This is a genomic window from Streptomyces sp. NPDC048479 (assembly GCF_040651435.1).
Lineage (GTDB): Bacteria > Actinomycetota > Actinomycetes > Streptomycetales > Streptomycetaceae > Streptomyces.
On the sequence record NZ_JBEZKA010000031.1, the window covers coordinates 50,183 to 74,719 of the forward strand.

Here is a 24,537-nt window from a genome sequence, read left to right on the forward strand (position 1 = left end):
ACAGTTGCGGTGTAGCTGCCTGCCACGGCGAAGGTGGGCACCGAGACGATCAGAGTCGGATTCCAGGTCACCAGGGTGACTGCGGTACCTGACTGCAGGCTGAACGCCGTGCGGGGGTGCTCAGGCTCTGCGCTTGCGCCGCTATGGCCTGCCCCGGGGTCGCGATACCGGTGCCGGTCTTCGCGGTGGCCGGTCCCGACCAGTAGGCGAGACGGCTCTTCGGGATGGTCTCGGCAGGTGAGCCGCCACCCGTGGTGCAGTTGGTCACGGAGACGGTGGCCGTCCAGGAGTCGACACCGCTGGCGTCGACCGTCACCGGTCCCAGTTGCCCGGTGATCGTTCCGTCGGGTGCCCCGCTGCCGGTGTCGTGATCGACAGTTGCGGACCGGTGCAGTTCGCCGTCGTGATGGTGTTGGTGTCCAGCGCGACCGCGGCATTCTGCGCAAGGACCCGGCCCTCGATCACCGCGTTGGTGTTCACCGTGATGGCCGTCAGGGCCAGGACGTTGCCTTTGAAGGCGGAAGTGGTGTCGAGGGTGGCGGAGCTGCCCACCTGCCAGAAGACGTTACAAGCCTGTGCTCCGCCTGCGAGGCTGACATGGCTCCCCGGCGCCGTGATCAGGGTCGAGCGGTCCACGCCCCAGCGTTCCGCGGCCTCGCGCTGGGTGTGCTGGCCGGTGAGCACGGCCACGAACATCTCGTACTTCTCCGACGGCGCCAGCCGCTTCTTCGGCCTGCGCGGGGGCGGTGCTTCCTGCCATGAGCGGCAACCTTCCAGATCAAGGGCTCCGGGCCCGGGACCTGGCTGGGTGTTTCCTCCCGATCTTGGATCATTTACTCAGACGCATACCGTCGGTGGCGAGTCCCGGGAGATGGCTTGTCAGGCCACGGAATGGGTGACTGTCCCGGTGTAGGTGCCGGCGACTGCGTTATCGGGCACGTCGACGTCCAGGGTGGGGTTCCATGTGACGGTGTTGTTGCCGGATCCGCTCGGTTTGCTGTAGGCGGTCCGGGGGGCGGCGAGGGTTCCGGGTGTGCCTGGGGTGAACGGCCCGTTGACCTGGGCAACGGGAGTTCCGGGTGTGTAGGTGACGTCGTCGCCAGCGATGGGATTGCCACCAGCGGTGGTGAAGTCGGTGGTCAGGGAGACGGTGGCCACCCAGCTGGCGTCAGCCAGTGAACGCTGGTCGTCCACTGTGACGTTGCCGAGGGGGCCGGTGGCGGTCCCGCCGGGAGCTGCCGCGCTCAGTGTGGCTGTGGCGGGAACGGTGATGGTCAGGCCGTCGGTGGGGGTGACCTCGAATGTGATTACTGTGTCGCCCTGGCTCGGGGAGGCCGCCGGTACTGCCGCACCGCCGCTGACGGTGAGGAGGGTGGCGCCGGCCGTGTCGGTGGCGGTGTCGATCACCGACACGTTGCTGGAGTCGAAGTTCGTGACGTAGGCCTTGGCGCCGTTTCCGGTGACGGCTACCCCGGTCGGGCCGGTGCCGATGTTGGTGGTGATGGTGGAGGAGACGGCGTTGGTTGTGGTGTTGATCACCGACACGCTGTTCGAACCATAGTTCGCGACGTAGGCTTTGGCGCCGTTGGGAGTCACGGCCACCATTCGGGGGGTGTCGCCGACGGCGATGGGGGTACCCGTGGTGTCGGTGGCAGTGTTGATCACGGACACATTGTTCGAGCTCGCGTTCGTGACGTAGGCTTTGGCGCCGTTGGGAGTGACGGCCACCCCGATGGGATTCGTGCCGACGGTGATGGTGGAGCTGACCGTGTCGGTTGCGGTGTTGATCACCGAGACGCTGTCGGCGTTGAGGTTGGCGACGTAGGCTTTGGCGCCGTCAGGGGTGACGGCCACCCCGATGGGATTCGTGCCGACGGTGATGGTGGAGCTGACCGTGTCGGTTGCGGTGTTGATCACCGAGACGGTGCTGTCGCCGGAATTGGCCACATAGGCTTTCGTGCCGTCAGGGGTGACGGCAACCCCCTGGGGCTGGCCGCCGACGGCGATGGTGGCGCTGACAGTGCTGTCGGCGGTGTTGATCACCGACACATTGTCCGAGCCGTTGTTCGCGACGTAGGCCTTGGTGCCGTTCGGGACGATCGCCACCCAAAACGGACTCGTGCCGACGGTGATGGGCGTGGCGCCGACGGTGTCGTCCGTGGTGTTGATCACCGAGACGGTGCCATCAGCGGGATTGGTCACATAGAGAAAGTCCGACGGGTCGGCGGCTGCAGGAGGTGCAGCGGCCATGGGCAGGGCCAACGACGCCAGCGCGATCAGGCCTACGATGGACCGCTGCCTGGCTGGTACGGGCTTCCTCTTTCGTCTGAACCGTCTCTCAGGCGACCCTTCGGGGCGGTCGCCTGCTGCTGGCCGAAAGGCCCGATGTCCGAGCACGGAGACCTCCGTGTCCACGATGATGACGCCCGGTATCTGCCGTGGCGCCGAGATCATCTGCGATGACTTGAGGATCACTTTATAGATGTTGTTGCTGTGCTGATCCTCATTTAAATAGCGCGTGTCGCTTTCTTCGTATATGAACAGTAAGGGTTCGCTGAAAATCAATGTGTTGCCTGGCGCGCGGGAAAGGCGCATCGTGACGCGAATAATTCGTCCATTCGCTTCTGTATAGGCGGAGAGACACGCCTAGCCGGCGCGCCGACGGCGTCGCAGGCCCGCCAGGACGATTCCGATGACGGCCAGGGCAGCGGCTCCGACTCCGGCGTAGAGGAGTGTGTGAGATTTGGCCTCCTTGGAAAGCGTCAGCGTTGCTGTGGCCATTCGTTCCACTGTGCCGCTCCGCAGCCTCACCTTGGCTTTCCAAGGACCGTCGGGCAGTCGTGGCTCAAGGGGAATCGTGACGGTACCCGTTCCGTGCGGGGGAAGTGTGGTGCCGAAGGGTACCCGGAACGGGCCTGCGCTGATTCCGCCAGGGCCATCGCGTAGGTCGAGTGTCCCGCTCAGGTCCACTGCTCGTCTGCCGAGGTTTCGCACGGCGGCGGTGACGCTGGGGCGGCCCTTATTGTCACGCGCGCCCCTCATCTTCTCGATCTTGAAGTCGGAGAGGGGCTCTGCGCCGGGCCCGACGTCCAAGTAGATCCGCACCCCCACGCGGTGGATGCTGGCGACATTGTGGGTGGCATCCGCTGCCGCGCTGCTTTCTGCCCACACGACGGCGTATCGCTCTCCGGCTTGCGCAGTCCTTGGCACATTGATCGTGATCTCGGCCTCTGCTACTGAGTGCGGGCGCAGATTCACCATGCCAGGTTTGGCTCTTGTCCACTGAGTCAGTTCGTTGGCCGTGCGCTTCGGGGCGAAAGTGAATCCGTTGTTCGCGATCGAGGCGGCGGCCGCATACAGGTCGATGCGACGTGGGACTGACGACTTGTTGGAGATCTCGATCCGCCGTTGGATGGTGACGCCCGGATTGAGGTGGTCAACGATGTAGGTACGTGCGCGCGGATCAGCGCGCCGGGCCACGGGGGCTTCGAGGAGCCGGATTCCGAAGAATTCCGGCTCCGCGTCCGCGGCTGCCGCTGACGTGACGCCGACCGGAGCGAGCACACTCATGCCGACCGCCGCTGCGGCGAGGGCCGCAGCGGCGATCAGGGTGAAGATCCGGCGAGACGGCTTGTCAAGCCACAGAATGGGTCACCGTCCCGGTGTAGGTGCCGGCGACTGCGTCATCGGGCACGGCGACGTCCAGGGTCGGGTTCCACGTGACGGTGTTGTTGCCGGATCCGCTCGGTTTGCTGTAGGCGGTCCGGGGGGCGGCGAGGGTTCCGGGTGTGCCTGGGGTGAACGGCCCGTTGACCTGGGCAACGGGAGTTCCGGGTGTGTAGGTGACGTCGTCGCCGGAGATGGGGTTGCCACCAGCGGTGGTGAAGTCGGTGGTCAGGGAGACGGTGGCCACCCAGCTGGCATCGGCCAGTGAACGCTGGTCGTCCACAGTGACGTTGCCGAGCTGGCCGGTGGCGGTCCCGCCCGGAGCGGCGTCGCTCAATGTGGCCGTCGCGGGAACGGCGATGGTCAGGCCGTCGGTGGGGGTGACGTCGAACGTGACCTCCGTGTCCCCTTGGCTCGGGGAGGCCGCCGCTCCTGCCGGACTACCGCCGACGGTGAGGAGGGTGGCGCTGGCCGTGTCGGTATCGGTGTCGATCACCGATACGTTGTTGTCGTTGAAGTTTGCGACGTAGGCCTTGGCGCCGTTTCCGGTGACGGCTACCCCGGTGGGGCGGCCACCGATGTTGGTGGTGATGGTGGAGCTGACGGCGTCGGTGGTGGTGTTGATCACCGAGACGGTGCCGGGGTTGGCGTTGGCGTTGGTGACGTAGGCCTTGGCTCCATTGGGCGTGATGGCCACCCCGATTGCGCCCGCACCGACAGTGATGGGGGTGCCGACGCTGTTGTCGGAGGTGTCGATCACCGACACGGTGCCGGCATTGGCGTTGGCGACGTAGACCTTGGCGCCATTGGGGGCGACGGCCACTCCTTCGGGAGCGTCACCTACGGCGATGGTGTCGGTGACGGTGTCAGTGGCGGTGTCGATCACGGACACGGTGTCCGATTGGTTATTGCTGACGTAGGCGAAGTCGCCGTTGGGGGTGACGGCCACCTCATGCGGGCTTGTGCCGACACCGACGGAACCGGTGACGGTGTTGGTGGAGGTGTCGATCACCGAGACGGTGCCGGAGTCGGCGTTGGTGACGTAGGCCTTGGTGCCGTCGGGGGTGAAGGCGAGCCCGTGCGGACCGTCGCCGACAGCGATGGGAGTACCGACGCTGTTGTCGGAGGTGTCGATCACCGACACGTTGTCGCCGTTGAAGTTTGTGACGTAGGCCTTGGTGCCGTTCGGGGCGATGGCCACCCTCAAGGGACCACTGCCGACGGTGATCGGCGTGCCGACCACGGTGTCGTTGGTGGTGTCGATCACCGAGACCGTATTGCCGGTGAAGTTGGCCACATAGAGGAAGTCCGAGGGAGTCGCGGCTGCAGGAGGCGCGGTGATCATGGGCAGGACGACCGAAGCCGCCGCCGCCAACCCCAAGGCGGCTGCCCGCTTGCGGGCCCACCGCAAGCTGGGTCGGTTCCGTCTTCCAGGCCGTCCTGCGAGGCGATCAGCCACTTCTGGCTGATGAGCCCGTTGTCCGAACACGAGGACCTCCACTTTCACGATGATGACGCCCGCATACGCTGGGCACCGAGATCATCCGCGATGACTCGAAGATCACTATATGAAAGCAGATGCCGTGATACTCGCATTAGTTCGGTTAGTTCGTTGCGTGTCCATTTTTCTTCTGCCTATATGGCAAATGGATACACAGGATTATCCGAGGGCCTGAAGCGAACAGCTAGTGCGCCCGGTGCTGATTCCCGAATCTCATGACGAAGCTCGTGAATGATCTCCGTGGCCAAGCGCTTGACGAGGTCAAGCGCGCGGTCGCGATAACGGGCTGCCCCGCGATTGATCGTGGGCGGGCCGTGACATGAGGGTGGCCGCGCGGGTTCTTGAGGTGTGGAGCCCTCGCAAGCCCGCGCGACCATGTCCTAATTCTTCCTTTTTCTTCCTTCTGTGGCGTCGCGCGCCAACATCTCGGCATGTTGATCGAGGAACTCGCGCCACGCTGGGAAGCGCGCTGTGAGTCCGGACGCCGTGAGCGGCGCGAGGGTGCCCGTATGCGGGTGGCCGGGGCCGGACCGAAGTACGAACTCGGCTGGGGGGCGTTGTCAACCTACCGCGGTCATGGTGGGTTGATGGTGCGGGCGGTTTCCATCAGTGGTTGCGAATCAGCTGGTCAATGCTCGTGCTTTCATGGCCTCAGCGGGTCACGGCCCCGGCGTAGTTCCTCTGTGTCCGGTTTGATGGTGGTTGGTCAGATGCCGTAGGCGGTGAAGGCGTCGTCGTGGTGGTGGAGGTCGCGGCGGGCGTGGGCGATGTTGGTACGTCCGGCGAGGCGGAAGGCGTTGATGGCCAGGTTGCGGAAGCTGGCCATGGCTCGGGGTGCGGTACCCGTCCTGAGCTGGGAGTTGTCCTCGTGGAAGGTCACGTCGCGGACCCAGTGGAGTCTGTTCTCCACGGTCCAGTGTTGTCTCTCGTGGTAGTTGAGGTGTTCGGGTCCGGCGAGGTGGGTGGGCAGGCTGGTGACGCCGAGGACGATTTCCTTGGCCGTCCAGTCGCCGTCGAGGCCGCCGGTGTCCCGGCGCAGACGGAAGACCTGGTGGGCGCCGGGGAACAGGGTCTGGTCGGCGGGGGCGGTGCGGATCGTGCGGCGCTCGGTACGGGCGTGACCGCGGTCGTCCTCGATGGCCATGGTCTGGGTGAACTCGGTGTCGGGGCCCTCCAGTAGGAAGCGGACGGCCTGACGCGCGAGTGGCTGATTGCCCTTGAGGATGAGCAGGTAGTGAGCGTTCAGGGTCTCGGTGATCAGGCGTGCGGTCTTCTTCGAGGTGTGCAGCGCGTCCAGAGTCAGCCCGTCCCGGATACGTCCAGCGGGGTCAGGAGTTCGGGCACCACGCTCGACTCCCCGCGTTTGTCCGGGACTTGACACTGTCCCAGGACGATGCCGCTGACGTGGGCGATCGCGGCGACCAGGAAAACCCGGCGGCCGTCGGCGGTGCGGGCACCGCGCAGGGCCTTGCCGTCGATCGCCGCACCGGGCAGCAGACCGGCGGGGGCGCGATGCCCTTCCGCACGCTGCGCGGCCCGACGCTCCTCACGCTCCGGTGGCCCCGGGGCGCGGGGAATCACGGGCACGGGGGCCTGCCCGCGGACGACATCCGTGGCGTATCCGCAGATGGCGAGGTCCAGGGCGTCCGCGTCCAGATCGGCCAGGATCCGGCGGAAGGTGCGCTCGCTGGGCACCATGTACCGATCGCGCAGCGCGTCACGGCGTGCGCCGATCCGCTGAAGCTTCTCCTGCGAAGCTCCCGCCGTCCACTGCCATATCGCGGTGATCGAGTCGTTTCCCACAACCAGCGTCGCGCACGCCGTCAGGACCAGAACCACCACCAGCCGGTGGCGTCGGCCACGCCGCTTCCGACGGTCCGGGACCCGCGCCAGCCTGCTGACCAGTGAAGACTCCATCGCTCTGGGTTCGACTGCCAGCTCCCTCTCCCACAGTGCCAGGTCGTTCAACTGGGCAAGGGCAGGGCTGATCGGGGAAGATGCAGACACGAGCGCGACTCTGTGACGATCTTTTGGCCTAGAGACCTGAAAGATCATCAGAAGTCGTGCTCGTACTGCAACCAACCACTCTCATCACCCGGGCAAAGCCGACCGAACTGCATCAAAGGTCAACTACGCCGGGGCCGTGCCCAGCGGGTGTCTTGTCGCCGAGGACGAGGCGGGGTCGATGGTTCAGCTAGAGGGCCAATTCCTGGAGGTCGCGGGCGGAGTGGATCGACAGGGGCGTGGCCCCGCAGTCCGGGCCGGCCGTATCGGCGGGCCCGGCCCCCGCGCCCGCAGGGCTACCCGAAGCCCGGCCCCGGCCGAGGCCCACCCGTTCTGACTGAGCCCCAAGGGCGCGGGGGAGATGGCTGGTTGGCGCTCTGATGGCGGGGCCGCCGGTGGGGCAGGCTGGCCCGATGAAGCATGTCACCGTGTGGGCGAGCGGGGCCGGGCTGGCGCTGACGGGGCTGGGGGTCGCGGCCTTTCTGGTGACCAGGGCGCTCCTGGGCGGCACACCGTCGGCTGGTTCCGCACCGGAACCGGTACGGGAGAGGGTGTGCCGGAAAGGTGCCGGAGGGTACCCGTTGTAACGGACTTGCCGGATACCTGGGCGAACAGCCGGCACGCCTCACCGGCCGACGCTCCGCCGGAGCTGGAGAAACTCCTCACCCGGCTTCTGGTCAAGGGCCCGGCAGGACGCCGTGGGTGAGCGTCGCTGGCCCAGGTCGAGGCGGAAGTCGCGGGCCAGGGCGAGGCCCTGGCGCAGGCAGCCCACCAGCAGCATCCGGTCCCGGCCGGTGTGCGCCTGCCTCTGCTGGCCGAGAGCGGCCAGGGACCGCTGGGCGGCCGGCTCCCAGTCGCGCGGCGACCAGCGGTCCCGCCGCGCGGCTCGTGCGGCGACTGCGGGTGCTGCTTCTCCCTGACTGGCCTGGCTCTCGAGGACGGCCTGTGCAAGCTCCGCTGCGGGCCGCGCGCGAGGCGCAGGCTGGGATGGCGGGGCGCGCGCAGGTAATCCCGGGCAAAGACCACGTCCGGCAATCGTCAACTTGTCGGCAGATAGGGCCCGTTCGGGAATCCTTCCGGAGGCCGAGTGGCCCAGGGCAGGGGGCGATGACGATGGGCGAGCGGGATGCGGACAAAGGGCGGCGGTGTTCGGTGGCGAACGAGAGGAACCCCACGCCGTGCGAGGGGTCCCTGACCGCGGTCACGCTCGTCACCCGCGACGGGATAGAGATCACGGGCTGTGTACAGCACAGTGCCAGGCAGCTCGCCAGTCTGAAGGGCTCTCGGTTGCACCCGATGGCTGCCCTGATGCCGTGGGTGCTCGACATCTACTGCCGAGCGGGAGAGCTGACCCCGTTCCCGTGGGAGATCGGGCTATAGCAAAGGGCCTCACCGCCGCGGACTGGGCAGGCCCGGACCTGGCTATACCCGCCCGCCGGCGGGGCTCAAGTTCCGTCGACGGCTGATGCAGGGAAGGAAGAAGACGCAGAGCTGGGACGGGACAAGACGAGCCCGCAGGCACTGAAGACTCATCCGGTGTCGTGCCCGCGGAGCGCAGGTTCACGTGAAGCATGTCAGCCTTCGCGAAGCCGGCCTTGACCAGGGTGGCCCCGGACAGGCTGGAGCTCGTGAGGACGGCCTGGGCGAAGTTGGCGCCGGTGAGCAGCTCGTGCCAGGTCGATGCCTCCGAGGTGTGTGCGTTCTCATGGGCGCCACCATTTCCCTGTAGGGGCACGGCGCTCCGGGCAACAGAGGCGGTTCTCAGAGAACCCCGGACCTTGCGATGGTGATCGTCGCCCTGGTCGATCCAGTGGACGAGCCGAATGTCTCGATTTTCTGGACGACGTCCATGCCCTTGATGACTTTTCCGAAGGCCACGTGTTTGCCGTCGAGCCAGGGCGTCTTGACGGTGGTGATGAAGAACTGTGAGGTGTTGGTGTGGGGGCCGCTGTTGGCCATCGACAGCACGCCGGGCCCGGTGTGCTTGAGGGTGAAGTTCTCGTCGGCGAATTTTTCGCTGTAGATGCTCTTGCCGCCGGTCCCGTTGCCTTTGGTGAAGTCGCCGCCCTGGAGCATGAACTGTGGAATGACCCGGTGGAAGGACGATCCCGCGTAGCCGAAGCCTTTCTCGCCGGTGGCCAGGGCGCGGAAGTTCGCCGCCGTCCTGGGGACGACGTCGTCGCGCAGTTCGAAGACGATCCGCCCGGCGGGCCGGGCGTTGATGGTCATGTCGAAGAAGACATTCTTCCCGAGGACGGCCCTGCGGCCTTGGCCGGGGATCCGCGCGCCGGCGGTGGTGGGCCCGGTGCCGGCGAAGGGAAGCGCGAGAGCGGCGGCGGTGCCGGCGAGATGATCAACATGATCAGACTGAGGGCCTCTCGCATGACGACCGAGAGCCCTGAGCGTGCCTGCCCGGATGAAGGAGGCTGCTGTTCAACGACCGTGGAGTGGATCGGTTCTGCGCGCGTAGCCCTTTTTGCACGTGTGTGAGAGCTCCGGCATGTGGGGAACGCCCGGGTGTGTTCTGTAACTGGGCTTTGTAGCGTTCTCCTCCCGGGACTTGGTGTGCGCATTGCGCCTCAGTGTGACTTTGGCGCGGGTTGTGCGCTGATGTACAGGGGTCTGTTGGGTCGTGATGCGAAGGTGGGGCATGACGATGCGTCGGTGGCTGGTGGTGATGTGGGCGTGCGAGCTGGTCTTGTACGCGGCGACGATGGCAGGGGCGTATGCCGGGGTGCGGCATGGCTGGCCCTGGTACGTGGCGGTGGGCTTCGTGGCTGCGGGCACGGCGGTGGCCGAGCTGCTGCTGGCGGTGTGGCGGAGGTGGTGCCCGCAGCCGTCTCCCTCGCGGCGGTCGAGCGATGGGCTGCGCCGGCTGGTGGCGATCGTGCGGGCGGTTCGTTGGACGGGGCCGGGCAGTTCGGCGTGGGCGGCCCGGAAATCCGGCGGCCGGTAACCCGGGCTGTTCCTGGTCGTCGGCGGGTAGGTGTACGTCATCGGTGCACGTGAAGTCGGAGACGTACGGCGGGCGTCCAGGCTCTCGATGGTGACCACGGACTTGCTGCGTCGGTCGACGGTGGCCCGGTCTGTGATGCGGGATGACACCGCGCGGATGCTGGTCAACCGGGCCCAGTTCGACAACTCCGAGGAGACTCGCGAGCGGATCAGGGAACGTACCCCGGCGGTCCGCAAGATCGAGCACACCGTCGAGTACCTCGACCTGGTCGGCTCCTGCCACGGCTTCGTGGCCACCCTCGGCCGCCTGGTCCCCCAGCTGCGGGGCCAGGAGTTCACCGACGACGAACGCGAGACCGTGCGGCGGCAGATCAGCCGGGTCCGCGCGGCGGCGGACTGGCTCGAAGGCGCACTCGCCAACGGCGAGTTCACCCTCGACGAGCAGTTGGCCCAGCTCCTCAAAGGCGAGTAGGCATGCCGCGGCGCCGGGAGGCGCGGCCGCTGGCCGAGCACTACGGCGACCTGGTCCGCGTCGCCCTGATGGAAGCACGACCCGCGGGCCTGCATACCTACCAGCTCATGTCCGCCACGCGACTGACGAGGTCGCAGGTGGGGGGCGGGGGATCAGACACGTGCGGGACGTCGTCTCCTCTGAACAGCTGACCCCGATCACCTGGACCCGCAAGGACGGCTACATGTTCTCCGAGGAGCCCGCGGACTGGATCGAGTACGACAAGCGGCAGTTCCGGCAGATCCTCGGCCGGCTCACCCGGGTGATCACGGGCACGCTCGACCCGCACCTGTCCCGCTATCCCGACGACGAATGGGCCCAGCTGGCATCGGCCCAGCTCATCGGAGTCCGCGCCACCCTGGCCCAGCTCTCCAAATCGCCCTGAACACCGTCGATCACCTCGTCTGCCGAGCCTGCCATGTCTGCTGCTTCCCGTCGCCGCCGCTACCCCTCCGACACATCCGTTGTCGAGTGGGCTCTGCTGGAGCCCCTGCTGCTCCGCCGTCGGATCCGTACCGGCAAGGGTCGCTGTCCCCACCCGGTGACGCTGATCGTCGACTCCCAGTGGGTCAAGGGCGCCTCCACCGTCGGTAAGAACAGCCGCGGCTACGATGCCGGGAAGAAGATCAATGGGCACAAGCGACATATCACGGTCGACACGCTCGGCCTGCCCGTGATGATCACGGTGACGCCCGCCGACCTCCAGGACCGCGACGCCGCCCGCGACATGTTCTGGCGCCTCCGTCTCACGCAGCCGCAGATCACGCAGGTCTGGGCCGACCGCGGCTACGCCGGCGAACTCGTGGACTGGGCCCGCGAACGCCTCTGGCTCACCCTGCGCATCGTCTCCCGGCCGAAGGACACCAAGGGCTTCGTCGTCCTGCCCCGCCGCTGGAAAGTAGAACGCACGATCGGCTGGTGCATGAACGCCCGCCGCAATGCACGCGACTACGAGCGGCTGCCCCAGCACTCCGAAGCCCACCTGAACTGGGCACTCATCACCATGATGACCCGGCGCCTCACCCGCAAAAGCGTCCGCACCAGCCAGTGGACGAAAAAGCCACCGGCCGCACGCTGACGGCAGCTCTGCTCGGGGGACTCCGGTCCCTACACCCCGGGCTTGAAAACGCTCATTCAGTCTGCTTTGGCAGCATTCAGTTCGATTCGCCGCAGTGATGGCAGGAGCAGGGGTAGCAGCATGGCGGCCCCCGCTCGGTCCGCCGCCGCCCGCCGGTGCCACGCGCTGTCGACGAGTTCGTTGTCGTAGAGGACCGTGCCGTCGCGCCGTACGACCGTGGTCCGGTCGGCCAGCTGCTCGGCCTCGATGACTGCCAGCGTCGCGAGCATCCCGCGCGCGCAGGAGTCGTGGTTCTCCTACGACACGTACCGGTCGCTGGCGTCGACCGCCTCAGGCTCAGCCACCGCGAGGTCCGTGGATGAGGTTGACGGTGAGATTCGTTTCAGTGTCGCTGACAAGGACGGCGGAGATGGAGCCTTGGGCTGTGCGGTAGTCCCCCGTACCACCGGTGATCGCGAAAGTGATCGGGCCCGGGCCGGCGTTGGTGATGGTGAACCGGCCTTCCGCGGTGATCCGTCCTTCGGGAAGGTCGAGTACGACCGCGCACTGCAGGTCGTACGCGTCGTCGAGGCCGGTACGGGTCACCGTGCAGACCTCGCTGAAGTCGCCGACCGTGGTGCCGTCGCGGCTGAGACTCCCGTTGACGACCAGCTCATCACCCTGACTGGTACCGGATGATCCGTCCACATCGATGAAACTCACTTGATTCACCGTCGAGACCAGCTGGAAGACTTCCTCCACGGCTGTGCCCGGCGGCCCCGTGGGGCCGGTCGGGCCGGTGTCGCCAATGGCACCTGTGGCACCTGTGGGTCCGGTCGGGCCCACCCTGCACCTTCCGTCCCAGGCCGTTGCCTGCGACCCTGTGTCCGCGTTGGTATTCTTCGTCGGCTTCGGGTCGCATTTGTTGTTCCAGCCCGATGGGCTGGCTACGGCAGTCTGGGCAGTCTCCCTGGCACTTTGCGCCGCGGTGACCGGAGAACTCGCGAACCCGGTAAGCACGAGACCGAGGGCTGCGATTGTGCCGGCGCTGAGAGCGCGATGCCTCGGAAGCGGACCGAGGCGATATCTAGTCCTGCGTTCAGGGCTCATGCACGCTCCTTTTAAACCAGTTGAGGGTAATGCGACGGAAGCGGGTTCGATCTTCCTCGGCATCATCATCGGGTCAGCGATGCAACGCGTTTGAGAGCCTCGCCGCGTCTCAACACATCAGCCCACCAAATGCCGCACCAGCGGACGCGCACGCGCCGCCGACCGAGCTGTCCTCAATCTGACGCAGACCGGACACTCCGCCTGCTCACCCCGCTGCATCGCGATCATCCGCTGCCGGGTCCGCTGAAGCCTCCGCCACCGTCGTGACCTGCACCGACCCGAACAGAACACCGCCTCCGCCGCCATCGCCTGCGGCAGCGGATCACCGCACTCACGGCAGTACCGCCGAGCCGTCCCGTCAGCCCCCACAAACCAGATCATCCAGCCGACCCACTTCACGGCCGGGACTGTAAGAAGAACGGTGTAACTCCTGATCATGGAGGATGCACTGATGACCAGTAACAACACGCCTGAGAACGAGAGTTCAGAGGCGGCTGTCCCGCAGTCGGCGAATGCGGTGGATGACCAGCTGATCGAGGAGTTGGTGGGGCGCGCTCAGGCCGAAGGGCTGCAACTCACCGGTGAGGGAGGCCTGCTGCAGCAGCTCACGAAACGACTGCTGGAGTCGGCCCTGGAAGGCGAGGTCACCGACCACCTCGGCTATGACCGGCGCGATCCAGCGGGCAGAAACGGCGGCAACTCCCGCAACGGAACCCGCTCCAAAACGGTGCTGACCGAGGTCGGACCCGTCGAGATTGCCGTGCCCCGCGACCGGGACGGGTCGTTCGAGCCGAAGATCGTGAAGAAGAGGCAGCGGCGTCTGACCGGCGTCGACGAGATGGTCATTTCGCTCGCCGCGAAGGGCCTGACGACCGGTGAAGTCCAGGCCCACCTGGCCGAGGTCTATGGCACCGACGTTTCCCGCCAGACGATCTCGACCATCACCGACAAGGTCCTCGAGGGCATGGCCGAATGGCAGAACCGTCCCCTCGACCCGATCTATCCGGTCATCTTCATCGATGCCATCCACGTGAAGATCCGCGACGGTGCGGTCGCCAACCGCCCGATCTATGTGGCGCTGGCCGTCACCACCGAGGGCCGCCGGGAAATCCTGGGCCTGTGGGCCGGTGACGGCGGCGAGGGTGCAAAGCACTGGCTCCACATCCTCACCGAGATCAAGAACCGCGGCGTGGGCGATGTCCTCATGCTCGTCTGCGACGGCCTGAAGGGCCTGCCCGACGCAGTCGGGACCGTCTGGCCGGCCACCATCGTCCAGACCTGCGTGGTCCACCTCCTGCGGAACTCGTTCCGCTATGCCGCCCGCCAGGACTGGGACAAGATCGCCAGAGCCCTCAAGCCCATCTACACGGCCGTGACCGAAGACGCCGCGCTGGAGCGGTTCGTCGAGTTCGCCGGCGCCTGGGGCAAGAAGTACCCGGCGATCGTCAGGCTCTGGGAGAACGCCTGGGAAGAATTCACCCCGTTCCTTCGGTTCGACACCGAGATCCGCAGGATCGTCTGCACCACCAACGCCATCGAGTCCGTCAACGCCCGGATCCGCCGGGCAGTCAAAGCCCGCGGCCACTTCCCCAACGAGCAGGCCGCGCTGAAATGCGTCTACATGGCGATCATGTCCCTCGACCCCACCGGCAAGGGACAAGCCCGCTGGACCAGTCGCTGGAAGACCGCCCTGAACGCCTTCGACATCACCTTCGACGGCCGACTCAGCGCAGCACGCCACTGACCTCAACAACCCTAGTTACACCGTTGATTGGACAGTCCCTCACGGCCAGGGATCAAAAACACCTACTTTAAGTGCAGTTCGCAGTACCCAGCAGTGAAGTCAGTGAGCGGTACCTCGGTGAAGGCGTCGGCTGCGGGCGCGCGTGCCGGGAGGTTCGGCAGTGGGGTTCTAAGCCAGAGCAGATGCAGGACGGGCGACGGGGCTGGCTGCCGAAGAGTGGCGCTGTTCGAGGCCACCAGTAGTACGCAGTACAAGCAGTACGCAGTTGCCGCTTGGTAAGTAGTTCATCCAGAGGGAAAGAACGGAGGAGTTGAGCGCCATCAGGATCGCCCGGGCGGAAGTGTTGAGTCCGGGTACCGCAGGACATCGATAGTGAGGTGGTCTCCGGTCAGGCAACTGCGATCCCCGCGCCCCCGACAGCGTCTTGGTCGGGTCTGCGGAAACAGAAGGCCGGCGCAGTATCAGGGTCGGCAGATGGTGTAGCAGTTCCTTCGGGGCCCTGGTGCCAATGGCGCCAGGGCCCCTCCACGCGTTCCACAGAGAGGTGCAATGACAGCAGATGACTCGTTCGGCCGTCTCGACGACGACGACTACCCCGCCTACACGATGGGCCGGGCCGCCGAGATGCTCGGCACCACCCAGGGCTTCCTCCGCGCCATCGGCGAAGCCCGCCTGATCACCCCACTGCGCTCCGAGGGCGGTCACCGCCGCTACTCCCGCTACCAGTTGCGCATCGCCGCCCGAGCCCGGGAACTCGTCGACCAGGGCACCCCCATCGAGGCCGCCTGCCGCATCGTCATTCTCGAAGACCAGCTCGAAGAAGCCCAGCGCATCAATGCCGAATACCGCCGCGCCGACGAAGTGGTGAATCCAACGGCCGCAGTCTGAGACGGCTGAGACCTGCAATTTCCCCAGGAGCTTCGCGGCCGCCCGCGCATGCTGCCCGGGACGCAAAGCGTTCCGGGCAACTTCGTCTTCCACGGCCCTGGGGCTGAGAGCTACCTACGCACGGAGAGTCACCCGCATCAGCGCCAACGGCCGCCGAGGGAGGAGCAGTTGACGATGGCGCCGCTGCCCTGGGCGCGCATGTGGCGCAGCTCGTGCTTCATGGATGCCCAGATGCCACGCAGGTTGACGGCGTTGACACGGTCGAGCTGCTCGGCGCTCTCTTCCGCGGCGTCGGCGGGCGGGATCTGGATGCCGGCGTTGTTGTAGGCCATGTCGAGGCGGCCGAAGGTGTCCACGGTGCGGTCGACGGCGGCGGCGACCTGGTCCTCGTCGGTGACGTCGCAGACGATTGCGAGGACCTGGTGGCCTTCGTCGGTGAGCTGTTCGGCGGCGGCCGTCAGGGCGGCTTCGTCGATGTCGGCCAGGGCGACAGCGGAGCCGGAGGCGGCGAAGGCGCGGGCGGTGGCCAGGCCCATGCCGGAGGAGGCTCCGGTGACGAAGGCGACCCGACCGGTGAAGTCGTAGGTCCGGCAGTGTCCAGCTTCCGGGGCGGGTAGGCGATCTGCTCGGTCTGATGGAAGTCGTCCATGCCCAAGGTGAGCGGGAGGCTTGCGAGGTCCAGGGCGGTGGCGCTGTCGTTCAAGGTGGCCCCGACTCGGTGGCCGTCGATCGTCAGGCGGATGGTCACGGCGGCGTTCCCCTCGGAAGGTGCGGGTGGTGCCTCACGCGTCGCAATCTGCTGGCGGGAGGGTGAAGACGAGGCGCCCCGGAGGAGGCGGCGAGCTGTCGCTGCAGGCCGACACGGCCAGTACGAGCAGGGCAGCGGGAGCGGCTCGTACGGCCGCGTGGCGAAGGGCGCGGAGCACGCGGCCTCCTCCTGTTCACTCGGGCAGCGGTCCACCGTCGTGCCATCCCGCTGGAGAGCGGATCGGGCCAGGTTTCAGGGTTTCAGGCGGTGGCCGGGGCTGCGGTGTACTCCTCGTCGGTGACGGGGGTCAGCCAGTGCACGACGTCGTGGTCGGCGTCGCCCTCGTTGATAGCCAGGTGGACCATCAGCCGGTTCGGCGCGGCGCCGTGCCAGTGCTCTTCATCGGCCTCAAACAGAACGCGGTCGCCGGGCCGGATGATCTCCACCGGTCCGCCCCGGCGCTGGCACAAGCCGATCCCCTCGGTGACGAAGACGGTCTGGCCCAGCGGATGGAGGTGCCAGTGGGTGCGCGCGCCGGGCATGAAGTGCACCAAGGCGGCGGTGACCCGGGACGGGGCGGGGGCCGCGGCGACGGGATCGAGGTACACGTCGCCGGTGAACCAGTCGGCCGGGCCCTTGACGGTGTCGATCGAGCTTCGGGTGATCTGCAAGACGGCTCCTTCTCTGTGAGCGTCACGGCTGAGCGGAAGGTGCGCGGACACGTCGACTGTTCCGGGGCAACCCCCGCACGCGGGCACAGGGGGCGGCGGGTCAGGGCCTGAGGAGGGCCTTGATGGCACGGCGTTCATCCATCGCCTTGTAACCCTCAGCGACCTGATCCAGGGGCAGGGTGAGGTCGAAGACCTTGCCCGGATCGATCCGGCCCGACTGGACACGGCCGATCAGGTCGGGCAGGTAGCGACGTACGGGGGCGGGGCCGCCGCGCAGGCCGACGTGGGAGAAGAACAGCTCTTGCCCGTCGACGGCGACGTCGTGGGGGACGCCGACGAAGCCGACGTTGCCGCCGGGCCGAGCCGAGTGCAGGGCCTGCTGCATGGCCTCGGCGGTGCCGACGCACTCCAGCACGCTGTCGGCACCGATCCCGCCGGTGAGGTCCTTGATCCGGGCAACGCCGTCCTCGCCGCGCTCGGTGACGATGTCGGTGGCGCCGAACCTCCGGGCGAGGTTCTGACGGGAGGCGTGGCGGCTCATCGCGATGATCCGCTCCGCGCCCATCTCCTTCGCCGCGATCACCCCGCACAGACCCACCGCGCCGTCGCCGACGACCACGACGGTCGAGCCGGGCTTGACCTCGGCGGAGTCGGCCGCCCACCAGCCGGTGCCCATGACGTCGGAGACGGCCAGCAGACCGGGCCACAGCTCCTCGCCGGGCACCTCGTCGGTCGCGACCAGGGTGCCCTGCGCGTTGGGAATGCGCACGTACTCGGCCTGGCAGGTGCTCATGAACTCACGATGCAGGCAGTTCGACTGGAAGCCGTTACGGCAGTTCGCGCAGGTATTGTCCGAGGTCGCGAACGAGCCGACCACGAACTGGCCGGCCTTGACCGCGGTGACCGCGCTGCCGACCTCCTCGACAAAGCCGACGTACTCGTGCCCCATCGGATGCGCGTCGCCGATCGGCTCCGCGCCGCGGTAGGGCCACAGGTCGGAGCCGCATACGCAGGTGACGGCGGTACGAATGAGCGCGTCGGTGGGCTGGAGGATCCTCGGGTCGTCCAGGGTCTCAAAGCGGACATCGCCGGGGGCGTGAATCACTGCGCCGCGCATGAAAGGTCCTTACGTGTCGAGGCGAGCGGTACCGGGGGGTGTACCGGCCGCCGAGTGCAGTTGCAGGCCCGGCACAAGCGGCGAGAATTCGACCCCGAGCCGGACACGGGCTCACTGACCATCCGCGTTCACGGCCGGGTGGAAAGTGCCACGTCATCCAGGTAACCCGCTCTTCGCACGCTCAGCGAGTCACCAGCAAGAGGTGTACCGGCAGTACACCCCTGTGGCTGCGTGCGGGACGTACCGTCGATGTCGTGGACAACCGTGAAGAGGTCCGCGAGTTCCTCACCTCGCGGCGCGCAAAGATCACCCCCGAGCAGGCCGGGATGCCGTCCGGCAGCCGGCGGCGCGTACCCGGCCTGCGCCGCAGCGAGGTCGCAGCCCTCGCCGACATGAGCGTGGAGTACTACGCCAAGCTGGAACGCGGCAACCTCACCGGCGTCTCCCCCACCGTCCTCGAAGCCGTCGCCCGCGCCCTGAAGCTCGACGACGCCGAACGCGCCCACCTCCTCCATCTGGCCCAAGCCGCAGACGGCTCCGACGTCCTCACCCGGCCCCGCCGCCGCACCACCCGGCAGCCCGGTCCCACGGCCCGTACCGCTCGGGGACATCGCGCCACGGCGTCCCGGTCCGGGTCCGCCACCGTATCCCGTTGATCAGCTGCCGCCGCGTCCATATCGGCGGACGGCCGGACTTCTTCCCCACGGGCAACAGCGGCTGCAGATGGGCCCACTGCTCCTCTGTCAGATCTCCACGCGACACAAAGCATGATCATTTCACGATCAAGATCCACTTTTGCAACAGGCCCTAGCGGAGTTCCGATCGCGCAGGCAGACTGCTCTGCACCGTTGTCGGGCGGTAGAGACCCGCCTGCCCCTGCTATTGCAGGATCCCTAGCATCAGCCACAGGGTCAGTGCGGCGCTGACAGCGCCCAGCAGCAGGGCGACTTTGATACAACGCCCGCGAAGCCGTTCTCGTGATTCGTGAGCAGCCTCTTGCTGGGCGAGCCGGTTTCGCAGTCGCTGGGCCTCAACAAGTCGTTCGCCGGTGTACAGCCGGAGCAGCTGCTCCCGCTCGGCCCAGGTGAGGCAGGGCATCCGGTCGGCGAAAGTCTCGGCCGCTTTCCGTGCTTGGGTACGCTCGCTTTCTGCCGCGAGGAAGCGTTCGAGTCGTTCGATGCCCGCTTCCGGGTCTGGAGTCGGCTGCCCGGTGGAGGGGGCCGTCATGATGGTGTGTCTCCGCCCTTGGATGCTGCGTCCGGGTCGGGTTCGACGGCGTCGCGGCGTCCGGTCTGGGCTCCCTGGTCGAGCGCCGCTACCTCGGGGTAGTGCAGGTCGAATGCCGGGGATTCGGAGCGGATCTTGGGCAGGGTGATGAAGTTGTGCCGCGGCGCGGGGCAGGGGGTGGCCCACTCAAGAGACCGACCGTAACCCCACGGGTCGTCGACCTCGATCCTCTTTCCGTACTTGGCGGTCTTCCACACGTTGTAGAAGAACGGGAGGGTGGACGCGCCGAGGAGGAACGCGCCGATGGTGGAGATGGTGTTGAGGGCGGTGAAGCCGTCGGCCGCGAGGTAGTCGGCGTAGCGACGGGGCATGCCTTCGGCTCCCAGCCAGTGCTGGATGAGGAAGGTCATGTGGAAGCCGATGAACAGCGTCCAGAAGTGGATCTTGCCTAGGCGTTCGTCGAGCATGGTGCCGGTCATCTTGGGCCACCAGAAGTGGAAGCCGGCGAACATGGCGAAGACGACGGTGCCGAAGACGACGTAGTGGAAGTGCGCGACGACGAAGTAGGTGTCGGTGACGTGGAAGTCCATCGGCGGGGAAGCGAGGATGATGCCGGTCAGGCCGCCGAACAGGAAGGTGACGAGGAAGCCGATGGTCCACAGCATCGGTGTCTCGAACGACAGCGAACCGTTCCACATGGTGCCGATCCAGTTGAAGAATTTCACCCCGGTGGGCACGGCAATGAGGAAGGTCATGAAGGAGAAGAACGGCAGCAGGACAGCCCCGGTGGCGAACATGTGGTGCGCCCACACCGTCACGGACAGGCCCGTGATCGCGATGGTGGCAGCAACCAGTCCGACATAGCCGAAGATCGGCTTGCGGGAGAAGACCGGAATGATTTCGGTAATGATGCCGAAGAACGGCAGCGCGATGATGTAGACCTCCGGATGACCGAAGAACCAGAACAGGTGCTGCCACAAAAGCGCCCCGCCGTTCTCCGGGTTGAAGACCTGGGCGCCGTAACGGCGGTCGGCCTCCAGGACGAGCAACGCGGCGGCCAGGACCGGGAAGGCCAGGAGGACCAGCACAGAAGTGAACAGAATGTTCCAGGTGAAGATCGGCATCCGGAACATCGTCATTCCCGGCGCCCGCATGCACACGATCGTGGTGATGAAGTTGACCGCCCCGAGGATGGTCCCGAAGCCTGACAGCGCCAACCCCATGATCCACATGTCGCCCCCCACGTAAGGAGTGCGTTCGCCACCACTGAGGGGCGTATAGGCGGTCCATCCGAAGTCGGCCGTGCCTTGCGGGGTCAGCAGGCTGGCCACCACGATCAGCCCGCCGAAGAAGAACAGCCAGAACGAGAACATGTTCAACCGCGGGAACGCCACGTCGGGGGCGCCGATCTGCAACGGCATGATCGCGTTGGCGAAACCCGCGAACGTCGGGGTCGCGAAGAACAGCAGCATGACCGTGCCGTGCAGCGTGAACGCCTGGTTGTACTGCTCCGTGGACACAATCTGCAGCCCCGGCCGCGCCAGTTCCGCCCGCATCAGCAGCGCCAACAGGCCGCCGAAGACGAAGAACATAAACGATGCCGCCAGGTACAGATGGCCGATCTTCTTATGATCCGTGGTGGTCAGCCAGGACACCACCACTGCACCACGACTTCTGCCGCGAACAGGAATGGGGGTGACCGGCTCGGTCGACGTAGCCATGCGCATCCTTCGATTCGAGCGAGGTCGAACAGATAGCAGTAACCCATTTTCGACGGCGCAGCCCTACAACTCCATTGCTGGCGAAATAGTTAAGCCAACAAGCCCTATCCGGCAGACAATAGGAACAGCATTGCGGTCCCGGACCGGGCTGCACCAACCGGGCGCAGCCTCTCGGGCATCCCGGTCGTCATCAAGGCACCGGAGGGCAAGCCCCCGCTCAGCGCTGTTTCACGCCCGCGGCGCAGGCATCTCCGCAGCCCGCAGTTGGCGCGCCGCACCGCCCAGCGGTATCCGGGCGGGCGTCGTGCACCGGGCCCGCGATCCACTGAAACCCGAACTGCTCGGACCGCGGGGCCGCACCGGGCCACCCAGTGTGCTGCGCGTGTTGAAGGGCTCCAGGGGTACGCGTTGTGGAACGGTGATCTGACTTCAAGATCACGCCACGAGCGGAGGGACTTTCTTTTATGGGACACGGCGGAAATGTGATTGCGGAACTCGCCACCGACCACCGCGAGGTCGAGGCACTGTTCGCCAAGATCGAGAGCCAGCCGGTCGGCGACAAGCGGCGCCGGGAACTGGCCGATGAGCTGACCATGGAACTGGTGCGGCATTCGGTGGCCGAGGAGCAGTATCTGTACCCGGCGGTGCGCGAGCACGTCGAGGGCGGGGATGAGATCGCGGACAAGGAGCTCGCCGATCACGCAGAGGTGGAGCGGCTCCTCAAGGACCTGGAAGGCCTCGATGCGGGCGATCCGCAGTTCGATCACCTGGTGGCCAAGCTGAAGCTCGACGTGAGCGCGCACGTGCGCGACGAGGAGGACCGGCTGTTCCCCCTCCTCGCTGCGGCCTGTACGCCCGACGCGCTGGACGAGCTGGGCGACAAGATCCGCACTGCGAAGAAGATTGCGCCCACCCGTCCCCATCCCTCCGCACCGCACACCCCGCCGGGCAACAAGCTGCTGGCCCCCGGCGCGGGCCTGGTGGACCGAGCCCGGGACCTGCTGAGCGGCCGCGGCAAGAGCTGACATTGCCTCACCAGAGCGTGGTGCCTCCGGCCGTCGGCCGGATCGGGAGCAGAGACAAGGAGAGAAGACGATGACCACCGCACGAGAAATCATGACCGAGGGCGCCGAATGTATCGGCGCGGACGAGAGCGTTCTGGAAGCGGCGAAGAAGATGAAGCAGCTCGGGGTCGGCGCACTGCCCATCTGCGGCACCGACAACAGGCTCAAAGGCATGCTCACCGACCGCGACATCGTGGTGAAGGTCCTCGGCGCCGGAAGGACCCCTCCTCCGTCACGGCCGGCGAGCTGGCGCAGGGCGAGGCAGTCACGATCGGCGCCGACGACGACGCAGAAAGATCCTGCGGACGATGACCCAGCACAAGGTGCGCCGGCTGCCGGTCATCGACGGACACGACCTCGTCGGCATGGTCGCCCAGGCCGACGTCGCCCGCGCCCTGCCGGACCCGAAGGTCGGCGACCTCCTCCAGACCCTGTCTACCGACTGACCCCGTTCTTTGCCAGGCCCCTTTTGCCTCCCCGCGAGCGGGGCCCTCTTGTCGCTTCCGCAGGCTGAGATTGTGCCGAGAGCGGTGCCCAGGGCCTTGCGAATGCCAAGGTGTTCGGCCGACGGGCCGGACAGCGCAGGCTGGGTGACCAGGCAGCACACCGGTTGGCGCGTATCCCGTGCGGGCATGGGTTGGAGCGTGAGCGGTTTGGAAGACGATGACGGGGCGGCGGGCCCGGCCGATCCGTCCGACGCGATGGCAGCGCTGGAGCAGGAGGTGGGGGAGCTGAAGCATCCCCTGGTCTCCCATGCGGTGATCGGCCAGGCGATCGGCACACTCATCGCCACGGGTCATATGGACGCGGGGCAGGGCAGGGCTGGGCGGTGCTGCAGCAGGTTTCCCAGCACCGCAACATCAAGCTGCGGCACGTCGCCGAACTCGTCATCACCTGGGCGCAGACCGGTGACCTGGCTGCCGGCATCCGGCAGAGCTACACCAAGCCCTGCGCGAGCACGCGAGACCCGAAACCCGGTGAATGCACCGCGCCGCGACCCGGACGACTGACCCGTAGATGCTCCCGCACGGCCTGGGCGATGAAGCCGGCGGCCGCGCAGCTCGGCGGAGCGCGCGCCCTTGCTCAGGCAGCCGTCCGCACGGGCAGCACCTGCTCCACCCCGGTGGCCTGGAACAACCGCTCGACAACCGGTGCGACCGGTCCGGACACGCCGAAGGACACCCCCGCCGCGCGGGCCTGCTCGCAGGCATCGAGCAGCACACTCAGCCCCGAACAGTCGCAGAATGACACCTCGCGCAAGTCCACATCGACACGTTCAACGCCGCTGGCGACAGCGCCCTCCAGCTCATCGCCCAGCCGGGGCGAGGTCAGGTAATCCACCTCACCAGCAACCGGCACCGTCGTCCGGCCCTTCGCCGTCACGCTGCACACACGCAACCGCCGACCGGACCTCTCCTCCGAGAAGCTGTCCATAGAATCAGCCTCTCCACTACGGCAGCCGACAATCCAAGCCCAGCGAACCGGAACGCACCTGGGCACGACCAACGCTCCCTCGTTCGACGACTTCCAGCGGCCCAAGCGCAAGGTTGCCGAACGGCCCGAGCAACACGAAGGTTTGATGCGGCAGTTCACGAGGTCTTGGGTGGAGCATCCGATCGTGGTTCCTCTCCCGGGCCCGCCCGGTGCAGAGACAGTACGCCATGTCCCTGACGGGACGCCTCGCTGGCGTGAAAATCGGTAGTGCGATTGTCGTTCGAGTACCGCCGCCACGGCACCGCCTCCATCATCGCGCGGCGCTCGACGTGCACACCGGGGGCGGGTCGGCCAGTTGCTGGTCACTGCGGGCGACAACCCCGACCGCCTCAGGTTGGAGGCAGCGTTCGCGATGCTCTGCGTGGCATCGCTGCCCATCCAGGCGCACCCACCGACACCGCCTCAACCGGGGCGGCGACCGGGCCGCGAACGCGGCCCTCTACCGGATCGTTCTCTGCCGCCTGCGCTGGGACCAGCGCACCCGCGCCTACATGGAACGGCGGACCAAAAACGGGGCGCGTGTGAGGCCCGAACCACCGGTGGTTCGGGCCTCACCGCTGTTCGGTGTTTTGGACAAGGTGAAGTAGAGCCGGTGGGCAGTGAGAACGGGAGCCACGGTTTCAGCAATGAGATTGGGAGCCACCCGGTCTGGCGGTGTGTGACATGCCGCTTTCGGCGTAATGGGCGGGTAGGGCCGTTTGACCGCGTCACGCTGTGCGTCGTCGATCACGGTCGTTAGGAGACTGTCCATGCGATCGCTTGAGTGGCTGTACGAGCGGATCCGCCAGCCGCGAACGTCGGCCCTGGACGAGTTGCGGTCGCCGACTGATCCGGCACCGCCCTGCCGACGCGACGGGAGGGCGGGAGCACGCCGTCTTCTCAGGCCGTTCAGGGTTGGCTGCGTCGAGCTCCCGGCGGCGGAGGGCGAACTGTCATCGCCGGGAACTCGGCAGGTGTTGAGTGTTACTCGACGACCTTCAGCAGCTTGTTGGGCGTGCCCGCGCTGGGGTTGGAGATCTTGTCGGGCGTGGCGCCGTCGGTGAGGGCCTTGGCGACCTG

23 protein-coding genes and 7 pseudogenes are annotated in these 24,537 nt (G+C 66.9%); 11 read left to right on the plus strand and 19 right to left on the minus strand.

Going from position 1 to position 24,537, the window contains the following annotated elements; genetic code table 11:
- Nucleotides 1–67: 67 nt before the first annotated feature.
- The 7 genes from AB0D12_RS33985 to AB0D12_RS34015 form a co-directional block, all read right to left on the minus strand.
- Entirely contained in the window at nt 68–316 is a 249-nt protein-coding gene (locus AB0D12_RS33985; RefSeq protein WP_362691668.1) for a hypothetical protein, read from the minus strand.
- Complete coding sequence (locus tag AB0D12_RS33990) at nt 313–696, minus strand: ice-binding family protein (protein ID WP_362691671.1); 384 nt, start codon at nt 694–696, stop codon at nt 313–315. Before AB0D12_RS33990 ends, AB0D12_RS33985 begins: the two co-directional genes overlap by 4 nt.
- 183 nt (nt 697–879) lie before the next feature.
- Nucleotides 880–2,595: a YncE family protein gene (locus AB0D12_RS33995; protein WP_362691674.1), complete on the minus strand. Its 1,716-nt coding sequence runs from the start codon at nt 2,593–2,595 to the stop codon at nt 880–882.
- Between the two features lie 51 nt (nt 2,596–2,646).
- On the minus strand, nt 2,647–3,564 hold the full coding sequence (locus AB0D12_RS34000; protein WP_362691677.1) for a peptidase: 918 nt from the start codon (nt 3,562–3,564) through the stop codon (nt 2,647–2,649).
- A gap of 70 nt (nt 3,565–3,634) precedes the next feature.
- A complete protein-coding gene (locus AB0D12_RS34005; protein ID WP_362691680.1) occupies nt 3,635–5,011 on the minus strand; it encodes a YncE family protein in 1,377 nt (458 codons plus the stop codon).
- Between the two features lie 862 nt (nt 5,012–5,873).
- Nucleotides 5,874–6,548, minus strand: coding sequence for an ISAs1 family transposase (locus AB0D12_RS34010; protein ID WP_362691683.1), 675 nt, complete (start codon nt 6,546–6,548; stop codon nt 5,874–5,876).
- Entirely contained in the window at nt 6,467–7,135 is a 669-nt protein-coding gene (locus AB0D12_RS34015; RefSeq protein ID WP_362691686.1) for a transposase family protein, read from the minus strand. Before AB0D12_RS34015 ends, AB0D12_RS34010 begins: the two co-directional genes overlap by 82 nt.
- A 1,188-nt stretch (nt 7,136–8,323) precedes the next feature.
- On the opposite strand from AB0D12_RS34015, the gene AB0D12_RS34020 reads away from it, so the two are divergent.
- Nucleotides 8,324–8,551, plus strand: coding sequence for a hypothetical protein (locus tag AB0D12_RS34020; protein ID WP_362691689.1), 228 nt, complete (start codon nt 8,324–8,326; stop codon nt 8,549–8,551).
- Between the two features lie 178 nt (nt 8,552–8,729).
- Here the strand turns inward: AB0D12_RS34020 and AB0D12_RS34025 are convergent.
- Nucleotides 8,730–8,906: pseudogene (locus AB0D12_RS34025) on the minus strand (pentapeptide repeat-containing protein); the annotation flags it as partial.
- 26 nt (nt 8,907–8,932) lie between these two features.
- Nucleotides 8,933–9,400, minus strand: a complete 468-nt coding sequence (locus AB0D12_RS34030; RefSeq protein ID WP_362691692.1) for a peptidylprolyl isomerase — start codon at nt 9,398–9,400, stop codon at nt 8,933–8,935.
- Nucleotides 9,401–9,821: 421 nt separating this feature from the next.
- Between AB0D12_RS34030 and AB0D12_RS34035 the strand changes: the two genes are divergently transcribed.
- The 4 genes and pseudogenes from AB0D12_RS34035 to AB0D12_RS34050 form a co-directional block, all read left to right on the plus strand.
- On the plus strand, nt 9,822–10,127 hold the full coding sequence (locus AB0D12_RS34035; protein ID WP_362691695.1) for a hypothetical protein: 306 nt from the start codon (nt 9,822–9,824) through the stop codon (nt 10,125–10,127).
- Nucleotides 10,128–10,214: 87 nt separating this feature from the next.
- Nucleotides 10,215–10,598, plus strand: coding sequence for a DUF6192 family protein (locus tag AB0D12_RS34040; protein WP_362691698.1), 384 nt, complete (start codon nt 10,215–10,217; stop codon nt 10,596–10,598).
- A gap of 160 nt (nt 10,599–10,758) precedes the next feature.
- Nucleotides 10,759–11,022, plus strand: coding sequence for a hypothetical protein (locus AB0D12_RS34045; RefSeq protein ID WP_362691701.1), 264 nt, complete (start codon nt 10,759–10,761; stop codon nt 11,020–11,022).
- A gap of 33 nt (nt 11,023–11,055) precedes the next feature.
- A pseudogene (locus AB0D12_RS34050) lies at nt 11,056–11,706 on the plus strand (transposase); the annotation flags it as partial.
- Nucleotides 11,707–11,771: 65 nt separating this feature from the next.
- Here AB0D12_RS34050 and AB0D12_RS34055 read toward each other — a convergent pair.
- Both AB0D12_RS34055 and AB0D12_RS34060 read right to left on the minus strand, forming a co-directional pair.
- Nucleotides 11,772–11,984, minus strand: coding sequence for a hypothetical protein (locus AB0D12_RS34055; RefSeq protein WP_362691704.1), 213 nt, complete (start codon nt 11,982–11,984; stop codon nt 11,772–11,774).
- Nucleotides 11,985–12,051: 67 nt separating this feature from the next.
- Nucleotides 12,052–12,417: a hypothetical protein gene (locus AB0D12_RS34060; RefSeq protein WP_362691707.1), complete on the minus strand. Its 366-nt coding sequence runs from the start codon at nt 12,415–12,417 to the stop codon at nt 12,052–12,054.
- 838 nt (nt 12,418–13,255) lie between these two features.
- Between AB0D12_RS34060 and AB0D12_RS34065 the strand changes: the two genes are divergently transcribed.
- Both AB0D12_RS34065 and AB0D12_RS34070 read left to right on the plus strand, forming a co-directional pair.
- Complete coding sequence (locus tag AB0D12_RS34065) at nt 13,256–14,548, plus strand: IS256 family transposase (RefSeq protein ID WP_362691710.1); 1,293 nt, start codon at nt 13,256–13,258, stop codon at nt 14,546–14,548.
- 549 nt (nt 14,549–15,097) lie between these two features.
- Nucleotides 15,098–15,436: a MerR family transcriptional regulator gene (locus AB0D12_RS34070; RefSeq protein WP_362691713.1), complete on the plus strand. Its 339-nt coding sequence runs from the start codon at nt 15,098–15,100 to the stop codon at nt 15,434–15,436.
- 149 nt (nt 15,437–15,585) lie between these two features.
- Here the strand turns inward: AB0D12_RS34070 and AB0D12_RS34075 are convergent.
- The 4 genes and pseudogenes from AB0D12_RS34075 to AB0D12_RS34090 form a co-directional block, all read right to left on the minus strand.
- Nucleotides 15,586–15,972: pseudogene (locus AB0D12_RS34075) on the minus strand (SDR family NAD(P)-dependent oxidoreductase); the annotation flags it as partial.
- Nucleotides 15,894–16,397, minus strand: a complete 504-nt coding sequence (locus AB0D12_RS34080) for a cyclophilin-like fold protein (RefSeq protein WP_362691716.1) — start codon at nt 16,395–16,397, stop codon at nt 15,894–15,896. The gene AB0D12_RS34080 and the pseudogene AB0D12_RS34075, both read right to left, overlap by 79 nt.
- A gap of 47 nt (nt 16,398–16,444) precedes the next feature.
- Nucleotides 16,445–16,855 carry a cupin domain-containing protein gene (locus AB0D12_RS34085; RefSeq protein WP_362691719.1) on the minus strand — a complete coding sequence of 137 codons (411 nt, stop codon included), beginning with the start codon at nt 16,853–16,855 and terminating at the stop codon, nt 16,445–16,447.
- A gap of 100 nt (nt 16,856–16,955) precedes the next feature.
- Nucleotides 16,956–17,972 (minus strand): zinc-dependent alcohol dehydrogenase family protein, encoded by a 1,017-nt coding sequence (locus tag AB0D12_RS34090; RefSeq protein WP_362691722.1) that lies wholly within the window; start codon nt 17,970–17,972, stop codon nt 16,956–16,958.
- 254 nt (nt 17,973–18,226) lie between these two features.
- Here AB0D12_RS34090 and AB0D12_RS34095 point away from each other — a divergent pair.
- Nucleotides 18,227–18,547, plus strand: a pseudogene (locus tag AB0D12_RS34095) (helix-turn-helix transcriptional regulator); the annotation flags it as partial.
- 10 nt (nt 18,548–18,557) lie between these two features.
- On the opposite strand, the pseudogene AB0D12_RS34100 reads toward AB0D12_RS34095, so the two are convergent.
- The 3 genes and pseudogenes from AB0D12_RS34100 to ctaD all read right to left on the minus strand — a co-directional run.
- A pseudogene (locus AB0D12_RS34100) lies at nt 18,558–18,734 on the minus strand (transposase); the annotation flags it as partial.
- Nucleotides 18,735–18,851: 117 nt separating this feature from the next.
- Nucleotides 18,852–19,199 carry a hypothetical protein gene (locus AB0D12_RS34105; RefSeq protein WP_362691725.1) on the minus strand — a complete coding sequence of 116 codons (348 nt, stop codon included), beginning with the start codon at nt 19,197–19,199 and terminating at the stop codon, nt 18,852–18,854.
- Nucleotides 19,196–20,920, minus strand: a complete 1,725-nt coding sequence (gene ctaD, locus AB0D12_RS34110) for a cytochrome c oxidase subunit I (RefSeq protein WP_362691728.1) — start codon at nt 20,918–20,920, stop codon at nt 19,196–19,198. The genes AB0D12_RS34105 and ctaD overlap by 4 nt, the downstream gene beginning before the upstream one ends.
- Before the next feature lie 464 nt (nt 20,921–21,384).
- Here ctaD and AB0D12_RS34115 point away from each other — a divergent pair, with 464 nt between their 5' ends.
- Nucleotides 21,385–21,945 carry a hemerythrin domain-containing protein gene (locus tag AB0D12_RS34115; RefSeq protein WP_362691731.1) on the plus strand — a complete coding sequence of 187 codons (561 nt, stop codon included), beginning with the start codon at nt 21,385–21,387 and terminating at the stop codon, nt 21,943–21,945.
- A 70-nt stretch (nt 21,946–22,015) separates the two neighbouring features.
- A pseudogene (locus AB0D12_RS34120) lies at nt 22,016–22,430 on the plus strand (CBS domain-containing protein).
- Nucleotides 22,431–23,067: 637 nt separating this feature from the next.
- Here the strand turns inward: AB0D12_RS34120 and AB0D12_RS34125 are convergent.
- Complete coding sequence (locus AB0D12_RS34125; RefSeq protein WP_362691734.1) at nt 23,068–23,367, minus strand: STAS domain-containing protein; 300 nt, start codon at nt 23,365–23,367, stop codon at nt 23,068–23,070.
- A 403-nt stretch (nt 23,368–23,770) separates the two neighbouring features.
- Here AB0D12_RS34125 and AB0D12_RS34130 point away from each other — a divergent pair.
- Nucleotides 23,771–23,993 (plus strand): annotated as a pseudogene (locus AB0D12_RS34130) (transposase); the annotation flags it as partial.
- Nucleotides 23,994–24,537: the final 544 nt, after the last annotated feature.